Here is a 9139-nt window from a genome sequence, read left to right as displayed (position 1 = left end):
ACGCCGGCAACCCCGGGCGTCGGCGGGTCAGGCCGGATGCGGGTGGCGCAGGTGGGCGACGAACCAGGCGCCGGCCTGGTCGGCCACCTGCTCCAGCGTGCCGGGCTCCTCGAAGAGGTGGGTGGCGCCCGGCACGATCCGCAGCTCCGCCACCTCGCCCAGCTCGTCCCGCGCCTGCTCGTTGAGCGTGATCACCTGCTCGTCCAGCCCGCCGACGAGCAGCAGCGTGGGTGCGCGTACCGCGGTCAGTGAGCTGCCGGCCAGGTCCGGCCGGCCGCCCCGGGAGACCACCGCGCCCACCCGGTCCGGGCGGGCCGCGGCGGCGACCAGGGCGGCGGCCGCGCCGGTGCTGGCGCCGAACAGCCCGAACGGCAGGCGTCCCAGCTCCGGGTCGGCGCCCATCCAGTCGACCATGCCGGCCAGCCGTTCGGCGAGCATCCCGATGTCGAAGCGCAGCTCGGCGGTGACCTCGTCCCGGGCCTCCTCGTCGACCGTCAACAGGTCGACGAGCACGGTGGCCAGTCCGCGCGCGTTGAGCGCCCGACCCACCGCCACGTTGCGCGGGCTGTGCCGGGAACTGCCGCTCCCGTGGGCGAACAGCACCACCCCGCCGGCCCCGGACGGAACGGAGACGTCCCCCGTGAGCCCACCCTCCACCACCGGCACCGAAACCTCACGCACACCCCTCACCTCCGTCCCCGGCATACCCCGCCCCTCGGCGATCATGAAGTTGGCGGCCGGGAGAGCGCTTGCCCAGCCCGTCAACGTCATGATCGCCGAGGAGAGCGGGAGGGAGGAGGTGGAGGAGCGGCGCGGGGTTGCCTTGACGTCGGCGGCAAGGTTTAGCGTCGGCGGGGCGAGGGACGGACGGCGGGCGGGGGCACGGATGCGGATCGGGGAGCTGGCGGAACGGGCCGGTACGAGCGCCCGCACGCTGCGCTACTACGAGAGCCAGGGGCTGGTCCGGCCACGCCGGTCCGCCAACGGCTACCGGGTGTACGACGAGGCGGAGCTGCGTGTCGTGCACGAGATCCGGTCCCTGCTGGCGATCGGCTTCGGGCTGGACGACATCCGCCCGTTCGTCGCCTGCCTGCGCGCCGGGCACGACTCCGGCGACGTCTGCCCCGACTCGGTGGCGGTGCTGCGACGCAAGCTCGCCGAGGTGGACGACTACCTCGACCGGCTCGGCGCGGTCCGCCGCCGCCTGCACGACCAACTCGCCCACGCGATCGCCCACCGGGAGGAAACATGCCTCAGGACACGCAGACCGACCGACTGACCGCGGTCACCGACGCCACGTTCGCGGCGACGGTGCTGGCCGCCGACCGACCGGTGGTGGTCGACTTCTGGGCCGAGTGGTGCCCGCCCTGCCGGGTGGTCTCGACGCACCTGGCCGAGTTGGCCGAGGAGTTCGGCGACGCGCTGCGCTTCGTCACCCTGAACATCGACGAGAACCCGGCCGCCGCGCGGGCCCACCGGGTGATGTCCGCGCCGACCATGCTGGTCTTCCGCGACGGCGAGGTGGTCGGCTCGATCGTCGGTTCCCGGCCGAAGAACCACCTCCGCCAGAGCTTCGCCCGCCACCTGGACGGTTGAGCCCCGCCCGGGCGGGAACGCGCGGCGTGACCACGGACCCCGACCGATCGCGAGGATCTCCGATGGCGAAACAGGACCGGGAGCGAGACCAGGAACGCACCGACCAGAAGCGTCGCGAACAGGAGCTGGAGGGCTCGCCGGAGTGGGCCGACCGGGCCGCGTCGGCGCGTACCCCCGAGGACCCACGGGCGGTGGCGCCGCGCGACGCCGGCGGGCGTCCGTCGAACGGCCGCCAGTTCTGAGGTACGCGGACAGCGCGGTCCCGCCCTCCGGGGCGGGACCGCGCGGCCTCAGCCGGCGTGCTCCGGCAGGTGCATGAGCGGCGCCCGACCCGGCGGCTGCTCCGGCTGCGAGCCGGCCGGGTGCGCCGCCGGCACCGGCACGGTGACCGGCCGGGCGGAGGTGACCCGCAGCGGCTCGCCATGGTGCAGCAGGTCCAGCACCGTGTCCGGGCCGCCGTTGCGCAGCGAGTACGTGGTCTGGTGCGGTCGAACGTCGACCCGCAGCCGCATCGACCGCCACTGCAACGAGAACTCCAGGCGGCTCAGCCGGCTGGAGAGCCGGGGCGTGAAGGACAGCGTCCCGTCGTGGTCGCGCAGCCCGCCGAAGCCGGAGACCAACGCGATCCAGGCACCGGCCAGGGACGCCATGTGCACCCCGTCGCGGGTGTTCTCGTTCAGGTCGTGCAGGTCCATCAGCGCGGCCTCGCGCAGGTAGCGGTGGGCCAGCTCGGGGAAGCCCACCTCGGCCGCCAGCACCGCCTGTGTGCAGGCGCTCAGCGACGAGTCCCGGACGGTGCGGCGCTCGTAGTAGGTGAAGTTGCGCAGCTTCTCGGCGGCGCTGAACGCGTCGCCCCGCCAGTGCATGGCCAGCACCAGGTCGGCCTGCTTCACCACCTGCTTGCGGTACAGGTCGAAGTACGGATAGTGCAGCAGCAGCGGGTACTTCTCCGGCGGCGTGTGCTCGAAGTCCCACTCCTGCAACCGGGTGAAGCCCTCCACCTGCTCGTGCACGTCGATCTCCGAGTCGTACGGGACGTGCATGTCGTTCGCGGCGTCCCGCCACGCGGCTGCCTCCTCCTCGGTGACGCCGAGGTCCATGGCCTGGTCGCGGTAGCGCATCGCGCAGTCGGCGGCGGTGAGCAGGTTCCGCTGCGCCATCAGGTTGGTGTAGACGTTGTCGTTCTTCACCGCGGTGTACTCGTCCGGGCCGGTCACCCCGTCGATGTGGAACCGGCCGGCCCGGTCGTGGTGGCCGAGCGAGCGCCACAGCCGGGCGGTCTCGACGAGCAGTTCCAGCCCGATCTCCCGCTCCAGCGCCTCGTCGCCGGTGACCAGCACGTAGCGGCGCAGCGCGTCGGCGACGTCGGCGGCGATGTGGAACGCGGCGGTCCCGGCCGGCCAGTACGCCGACGACTCCGGCCCCTCGATGGTGCGCCACGGGAACGCCGCGCCTTCGAGGTTCAACGTGCGGGCCCGCTCCTGCGCCTGGGCCATCGTGTCGTAGCGCCACTGCAACGCGTGCTTCACCGCGCCCGGCTGGGTGTAGGTGAGCACCGGCAGCACGAACATCTCGGTGTCCCAGAACGCGTGGCCGTCGTACCCGGGACCGGTGAGGCCCTTGGCGGAGATGGGCCGCCGTTCCGCGCGGGCACCGGCCTGGAGCACGTGGAAGAGACCGAAGCGGACCGCCTGCTGCACCTCCGGGTCGCCCTCGACCCGGACGTCGGCGGCGTCCCAGAACTCGTCCAGGTATTCCCGCTGCGCCCGGCGCAGCCCGTCCCAGCCGTCGAGGCGGGCCGCGGCCAGCGCGGCGCCGACCTGGTCGCGCAACGCCGGCAGGGACCGTCGGCTGGACCAGCCGTACGTGAGGTACTTGATCACCCGCAGCTTCTCGCCGGGCTTGAGCACGCAGCCGACGGTGGTGCGGACCCAGTCCTCGTACCCCTCGGACTCGATGGTGGTGCGTTCCGGGCCGTGCACGTCGTGGCCCATGGCGGCGGCGACCCGCAGACCGCTGACCTTGGTGCGGTGGATGAGCAGGCCGCCGTCGTCGGTGGTCAGCTCCTCCTCCGCCTGCAACGGCGACTCCAGCACGGCGGCCACCCGGGGGTCCCGGCTCTGCGGCGGCAGTGACTCGTTCGCCACCAGCTCGGACTGGAGGATCAGCCGCAGCGGCCCGTCGACCGCCTCCACCTCGTAGCTGATCGCGGCCACCGAGCGCTGGGTGAACGACACCAGCCGGGTGCTGCGGACCTTGACCTCGCGACCGGCCGGGGACCGCCAGCGCACCTCCCGCTGGAGCGTGCCGGCGCGCAGGTCGAGGACCCGCTCGTGGTCGATCAGCTCGCCGTAGCGGACGTCGAGCGGTTCGTCGTCGACGAGCAGCCGGATCAGCTTGCCGTTGGTGACGTTGACGATGGTCTGCCCGGACTCGGGGAAGCCGAAGCCGGCCTCCGCGTACGGCAGCGGACGCAGCTCGTAGAACGAGTTCAGGTACGTGCCGGGCAGGCCGTGCGGTTCGCCCTCGTCGAGGTTGCCGCGCAGCCCGATGTGGCCGTTGGAGAGCGCGAGGACGGACTCGGACTGGGCCAGCACGTCCATGTCGAGGCGGACCTCGCGGACGTGCCAGGGCTCGACCGGGTACGACCGTTCCCGGATCACGGGGCGGACTCCGTGGTCAGCAGCTCGGCGAGGTCGGTGACCACCACGTCGGCGCCGTGCGCGCGCAGCTCGTCGGCCTGGCCGACCCGGTCCACGCCGATCACGTACCCGAAGCCGCCGGCCCGGCCGGCGGCCACCCCGGCGAGCGCGTCCTCGAAGACGGCGGCCCGCGCCGGCTCGACGCCGAGCATCCGCGCGCCTTCCAGGAACGTGTCCGGGTGCGGTTTGCCCTGGAGACCGCGTTGCCGGGCGACCACGCCGTCGACCCGTGCCTCCAGCCACCGGTCCAGCCCGGTGGCGTGCACCACGGCCTCACAGTTGGCGCTGGCCGAGACGACCGCCCGGCGCAGCCCGGCGGTGGTGGCCGCCTCCAGGTAGCGCACCGAGCCGTCGTAGACCTCGACGCCGTCGTGCGCGATGCGCTGGAGCAGGACGACGTTCTTGCGGTTGCCGACACCGTTGACGGTGTCCGCGTCCGGTGGGTCGTCGGGGGTGCCCTCGGGCAGCGTGATGCCTCGGGAGGCCAGGAACGATCGCACCCCGTCGGCACGCGGTTTTCCGTCCACGTACCGGTTGTAGTCCGGTCCGGGGTCGAATGGGCGGAACGGCTCGCCGGTCTCGGCGGACCGGCGTCGCAGGAGCGCGTCGAACGTCTCGGCCCAGGCGGCGTTGTGCACCTTGGCGGTCTGCGTCAGCACCCCGTCCAGATCGAAGAGACACGCGGTCACGTGCGCGGGTAGGCCCAGCATTGCCTGAATCTATCCAGGCGGCTCACCGGGCAAACCCGCTTCGCGTGTCAGCGGTTCGGGCGCAGCGTCCAGGTCACGGTGAGCGCCGAGGTGACGGTGCCGTCCTCGGTGCCGATCTCGACCTCGACGTCGAACTCGGGCCGCTGCCCGGCGGCCAGCTCGGCCAGCACGTCGGCGGGCGGGCGGGCGAGCCGCGCCGTCGCCAGCACCGGCCCCATCGCCACCTTGCGGTAGCCGATGGTGGCGGTCACGGCGAGCGGTACGGCCCGGTCGAGCACCTGCCCGAACGCGGCGAGCACGACCGCGCCGGAGGCGGTCTCGCCGAGCGTGAACATGGCGCCGGCGTGCGGGCCGCCCACGTGGTTGTGGTGCGCCGGGTCGTCGGGGAGCCGAACCACGGCGCGGACCCCGCCGTCGGCCTCGGGCGCCACCTCGACGATCTCGATGCCGAGCGTACGGGCGAACGGCACGGCTTCGAGGAGACCGGCCGCCACCTGGCGAGAGTCGATGGTCATGACCGAACGCTACTCGGCGGTAACTTTTCGGGCAAGCGGCAACCCGGCCCGGTTCAGCCCGCGCTGAGATCGGTGCGGCGGACGATCCACCAGACGGCGAGGAGCGCCACCGCGGTCAGACCCAGGTAGCCACCGGCGACGATCAGGTGGAAGTCGGTGATCCGGCTGCCCGGCTGATAGAGCAGGTGCTGCTCCAGACCGTGCTCGGTGAAGCAGGTGAGCGTCCGGCCGCTGCCGTTGTCCGGCGGGCAGAGGTTTTGCAGCTCGACGCCGGTCAGCTCGCGCCCGGAGGCGTCGTACGCGCCGGACGGCCCATCGATCCCATAGTCGATCATGCCGCCGCTGACGACCAGGGCGTTGTCGCGGAGGACGTCGATGTTCGGCCCGCCGATGGGACGGTGTGCGGACAACGGCGTCATCAGCGTGGGATAGCGCCACTGGACGAGGTAGGTCAGTCCGACGAAGCCCACGATCACGCCGAACACGGCGGGGAGCGTGCGCCTGAGCACCCCGCCGAGGGCGACCCCGATCGCGAACCAGCAGAGGCTGATCACGGCCGGCAGCATCGCGGTGTTCAGGAACGGCTCGTACTCGAACAGGCTGACCGGGCCGACCAGGGCCCGGGTTCGCTCCAGATGGTCGCTGACCCCGCCGACGGCCGTGGTCACCGCGGCCACGAACAGGCCGAGCAGGGCCAGCCTGGTCCACAGCCACCGCTCCCGCGAGACGTCCTGGCTCCAGGCCAGCAGCAGGGTGCGCTGCTCGTGCTCCCTGGTCAGCACCGGAACGCCGACGAACACGCCGATCAGCAGCGGCATCCACTGCACCACCCGCAACAGGGCGGCCATGGCCAGAACCAGGGGTGCGGACCCGCCGAGCCGTCGGCCCTGCGGGGAGCCCTCCGGGCAGAACGTCTCATGGCACTGGTGCCACAGGCTCGTCAGCTCCACGGAGAGGTAGGTCATCCCACCCACCAGCGCCGCGGCCAGGACCAGCGCGCCGATCAGGGTCCACCGGTGCTGACGCCAGGTCAGCCAGAGCAGACCGCGTACGCCCCCGGCGTACCCGAGGTCGTCCCGGCGGTTGGGGTGGGCGGACACGTCGGTGACCAGGCTCATGCGGCTGCCTTCCGCTCGTGCGACGCCCTGGACGACGCCTTGAGATGGGTCAGGATCAACTCGTCGAGGGTGATGGGCTGGGCGGTCCAGCCGGGGGCCACGACGGCGTGCGCCGTCGGTGGCGTCGCCTGCCGGACGACGAAGGTGGACTGGCGTTCGGTGTGCTGGGCCTGGACGATCGCGCCCGGGCCGGGCGGCTGGTCCGCCCGGGGGCCGGTGAGCCGGAGGTGGCTGTCGAGCAACTCCTCGACGTCGCCGGCGAGGACCGGTCGGCCTTCGTCGAGCAGCAGCAGGTGGTCACCGACGCCACTCAGTTCGGCGATGATGTGGGTCGACAGCACGACCGTCATGTCGGCGTCGGCGGCCTCCGCCATGAGTTCGCCGGTCACCTCCGTACGGGCCACCGGGTCCAGGTTGGCGAGCGGTTCGTCCAGCAGCAGCACGGCCGGGCGGGAGCCCAGCGCGACCGCCAGCGCGACCTGGGCCCGCTGCCCACCGGAGAGCCGGCCGCAGCGACGGTCCAGCGGGATGTCGAAGCGCCGCAGCCACGACAGCGCGCGCTGCTGGTCCCACACGCGGTTCGTCGACCGGCCGAAGCGGAGCATCTCCGACACGGTGAAGTCGCGGTAGAGCGGCTTGTCCTGGGCCAGGATCGCGACCCTGCTCCCGCCGCCGGTGGAACCGCCCCGGGTCACCGGCCGGCCGTGCACCAGCAGCGTGCCACTGGTGGCCGCCAGCGTGCCGGCGATGATGCTCAGCAACGTCGACTTGCCCGCGCCGTTCGCGCCGACCAACGCGACGATGCGGTTCGCCGGCAACTGGAAGGCGCACTCCCGCAGCGCCCACACGCTGCCGTAACGCCGGCTCAGCCCGCGTGCCTCGACGGCGACGGGTTGCCCGCTCACGCGACACCCTCCCGCTTCTGGCGCGTGGAGTTCTCCACGATCACCGAGGCGAGCAGCGCCTGGACGTCCTCGTCCTCCAGGCCGGCCTCCCGGGCCTGGCCGAGCCACCGGGCGAGGCTGCTCCGCAGGCGGGCCATCACATGGGGGTCGGTGGAGCCGAGCGTCCCGCTGACGAAGGTGCCCGCCCCCTGCCGCGCCTCCACCAGACCGGACAGCTCCAGCTCCCGGTAGGCCTTGAGCACGGTGGTCGGGTTGACCGTGCACGCGGTCACCACGCTGCGCACGGTGGGGAGCTGGTCCCCGGGTTGCAGCGTCCCGATCCGCAGCCCTTCGCGGACCTGCCGCACCAGTTGGGCGTAGGCGGGGACGCTGCTGGACCGGTCGACATGAAAGTTGATCACCTGGTGAGCCCCTCCACGATTGTTATGGTTAAGTAGAACACCAGTCAAGCAGCATGGCAAGACGCCCTCCGGCGTTTCACCGGCCGCCGGCTCCGGGTAGCCAGTGACGCATGAACCGCGATCTCGCCAGAGGGCTGACGGTGGCCTGGGGGCTGCCGGAGTTCCGCGACGGCCTGCGCCACCTCGTCGACCTCGACGAGGTGACAGTGCTGCTGGCCGCGCTGTCCGGCCCGGACCGGGACGGCGAGGTCGAGCGGAGCCTGCTGGGTCTGCTGCGGTCCGGCCTGGCGACGACCGAGGTCCGGGAGGCGGTGTTGCTGCTGCTGGAGCGCGACACGGTCCGCCGGCCACTGGTCGCCGCGGCGGTGGAGCCGCTCGCGGACCGACCGGCCCGGGCCACCGCCATCACGTCGGCGACCGAGGACCCCGCGGTACGCCGTGAGGTGCGCACGATGCTGGACAGCGCCGACGTGCGCGAGCTGATCTGGCAGGCGATCGACCGCCAGGTGAGCGACGACCGCTTCGGTCTGATCCGCCGGGCGGCGGTGCTGTTCGTCCGCCATCCGAGCGCCCGGCGCCTCGCGTGGGCGCTCCGCCGGCACGGCGTACTCCGCGAACTACGCCGCCAGCGTGATCATTGAGTGTGGCGATGACGAGGCGACCGACGCTGTATCTGACCGTGGGGCTCCCCTGCACCGGCAAGACCACCGCCGCTCGGCGCATCGAACGGGAGCGGCAGGCGCTTCGTCTCACCAAGGACGAGTGGGTGAAGGCCCTCTACGGGCCCGAGAACCCGTCATCGGCTCAGGACGTGATCGAGGGACGCCTCATCCAGATCGGCCTGCGCGCGCTCGAACTCGGCACCAACGTCGTGCTCGACTTCGGCCTCTGGAGTCGGGACGAACGCTCCGCGCTGCGGCAGGCCGCGGCGGACCTCGGCGCGGCGGTGGAGCTGCACTACTTCACGCTCACCGCCGCCGAGCAGCGCCGGCGACGCGATCAGCGGCAGGCCGAGGCGCCGCACACGACGTGGCCCATGACCGACGAGGAACTCGCCGGGTGGGCCGCCACCATCGAGATCCCCACACCTGGCGAACTCGACGGCAGCGAACCGGTCGACGATCCACCGGCCGGGTTCGCGAGCTGGGACGAGTGGCGTACGCGTCGCTGGCCGCCGTCGATCCCCTGATTC

The 9139-nt window shown here is 72.5% G+C and carries 12 protein-coding genes; 5 read left to right on the top strand and 7 right to left on the bottom strand.

Annotated elements, in window-relative coordinates; genetic code table 11:
* Positions 1 to 27 precede the first annotated feature (27 nt).
* A complete protein-coding gene (locus ACZ6O5_RS10665; protein ID WP_465976690.1) occupies positions 28 to 726 on the bottom strand; it encodes a dienelactone hydrolase family protein in 699 nt (232 codons plus the stop codon).
* Positions 727 to 886: 160 nt separating this feature from the next.
* Between ACZ6O5_RS10665 and ACZ6O5_RS10660 the strand changes: the two genes are divergently transcribed.
* The 3 genes from ACZ6O5_RS10660 (at position 887) to ACZ6O5_RS10650 (ending at position 1838) form a co-directional block, all read left to right on the top strand.
* On the top strand, positions 887 to 1279 hold the full coding sequence (locus ACZ6O5_RS10660; RefSeq protein ID WP_465976149.1) for a MerR family transcriptional regulator: 393 nt from the start codon (positions 887 to 889) through the stop codon (positions 1277 to 1279).
* Positions 1249 to 1596: a thioredoxin gene (trxA, locus tag ACZ6O5_RS10655; RefSeq protein WP_465976147.1), complete on the top strand. Its 348-nt coding sequence runs from the start codon at positions 1249 to 1251 to the stop codon at positions 1594 to 1596. The genes ACZ6O5_RS10660 and trxA overlap by 31 nt, the downstream gene beginning before the upstream one ends.
* Positions 1597 to 1658: 62 nt before the next feature.
* Entirely contained in the window at positions 1659 to 1838 is a 180-nt protein-coding gene (locus ACZ6O5_RS10650; RefSeq protein ID WP_465976145.1) for a hypothetical protein, read from the top strand.
* A gap of 48 nt (positions 1839 to 1886) precedes the next feature.
* On the opposite strand, the gene ACZ6O5_RS10645 is transcribed toward ACZ6O5_RS10650, so the two are convergent.
* From ACZ6O5_RS10645 to ACZ6O5_RS10620, 6 genes are read right to left on the bottom strand one after another with little or no spacing between them, the layout of a single operon-like run.
* Positions 1887 to 4259: a glycoside hydrolase family 65 protein gene (locus ACZ6O5_RS10645; RefSeq protein ID WP_465976143.1), complete on the bottom strand. Its 2373-nt coding sequence runs from the start codon at positions 4257 to 4259 to the stop codon at positions 1887 to 1889.
* Positions 4256 to 5008 (bottom strand): HAD family hydrolase, encoded by a 753-nt coding sequence (locus ACZ6O5_RS10640; protein WP_465976141.1) that lies wholly within the window; start codon positions 5006 to 5008, stop codon positions 4256 to 4258. Before ACZ6O5_RS10640 ends, ACZ6O5_RS10645 begins: the two co-directional genes overlap by 4 nt.
* Before the next feature lie 47 nt (positions 5009 to 5055).
* Positions 5056 to 5523 (bottom strand): DUF4442 domain-containing protein, encoded by a 468-nt coding sequence (locus ACZ6O5_RS10635; protein ID WP_107154791.1) that lies wholly within the window; start codon positions 5521 to 5523, stop codon positions 5056 to 5058.
* Between the two features lie 53 nt (positions 5524 to 5576).
* On the bottom strand, positions 5577 to 6641 hold the full coding sequence (locus ACZ6O5_RS10630; protein WP_465976139.1) for an ABC transporter permease: 1065 nt from the start codon (positions 6639 to 6641) through the stop codon (positions 5577 to 5579).
* Positions 6638 to 7546 (bottom strand): ABC transporter ATP-binding protein, encoded by a 909-nt coding sequence (locus ACZ6O5_RS10625; protein WP_465976137.1) that lies wholly within the window; start codon positions 7544 to 7546, stop codon positions 6638 to 6640. The genes ACZ6O5_RS10630 and ACZ6O5_RS10625 overlap by 4 nt, the downstream gene beginning before the upstream one ends.
* Positions 7543 to 7947 carry a GntR family transcriptional regulator gene (locus ACZ6O5_RS10620; protein WP_465976136.1) on the bottom strand — a complete coding sequence of 135 codons (405 nt, stop codon included), beginning with the start codon at positions 7945 to 7947 and terminating at the stop codon, positions 7543 to 7545. The genes ACZ6O5_RS10625 and ACZ6O5_RS10620 overlap by 4 nt, the downstream gene beginning before the upstream one ends.
* Before the next feature lie 110 nt (positions 7948 to 8057).
* Between ACZ6O5_RS10620 and ACZ6O5_RS10615 the strand changes: the two genes are divergently transcribed.
* Positions 8058 to 8588 carry a hypothetical protein gene (locus ACZ6O5_RS10615; RefSeq protein ID WP_465976135.1) on the top strand — a complete coding sequence of 177 codons (531 nt, stop codon included), beginning with the start codon at positions 8058 to 8060 and terminating at the stop codon, positions 8586 to 8588.
* An 8-nt stretch (positions 8589 to 8596) separates the two neighbouring features.
* Positions 8597 to 9136 (top strand): P-loop nucleotide/nucleoside kinase family protein, encoded by a 540-nt coding sequence (locus tag ACZ6O5_RS10610; protein ID WP_465976134.1) that lies wholly within the window; start codon positions 8597 to 8599, stop codon positions 9134 to 9136.
* Positions 9137 to 9139 lie beyond the last annotated feature (3 nt).

It is taken from the genome of Micromonospora sp. NPDC049201, from assembly GCF_055586805.1.
Note: the sequence above shows the minus strand (reverse complement) of the source record. Positions and strands in the feature narration are given on the sequence as shown.

Bases quoted from the DNA above. Each gene is read 5' to 3' on its own strand.
- ACZ6O5_RS10635 (WP_107154791.1), bottom strand. From the start codon at position 5,523: ATGACCATCGACTCTCGCCAGGTGGCGGCCGGTCTCCTCGAAGCCGTG.
- ACZ6O5_RS10640 (WP_465976141.1), bottom strand. From the start codon at position 5,008: ATGCTGGGCCTACCCGCGCACGTGACCGCGTGTCTCTTCGATCTGGAC.
- ACZ6O5_RS10610 (WP_465976134.1), top strand. From the start codon at position 8,597: ATGACGAGGCGACCGACGCTGTATCTGACCGTGGGGCTCCCCTGCACC.
- ACZ6O5_RS10660 (WP_465976149.1), top strand. From the start codon at position 887: ATGCGGATCGGGGAGCTGGCGGAACGGGCCGGTACGAGCGCCCGCACG.
- ACZ6O5_RS10615 (WP_465976135.1), top strand. From the start codon at position 8,058: ATGAACCGCGATCTCGCCAGAGGGCTGACGGTGGCCTGGGGGCTGCCG.
- ACZ6O5_RS10665 (WP_465976690.1), bottom strand. From the start codon at position 726: ATGATCGCCGAGGGGCGGGGTATGCCGGGGACGGAGGTGAGGGGTGTG.
- ACZ6O5_RS10650 (WP_465976145.1), top strand. From the start codon at position 1,659: ATGGCGAAACAGGACCGGGAGCGAGACCAGGAACGCACCGACCAGAAG.
- ACZ6O5_RS10630 (WP_465976139.1), bottom strand. From the start codon at position 6,641: ATGAGCCTGGTCACCGACGTGTCCGCCCACCCCAACCGCCGGGACGAC.
- trxA (WP_465976147.1), top strand. From the start codon at position 1,249: ATGCCTCAGGACACGCAGACCGACCGACTGACCGCGGTCACCGACGCC.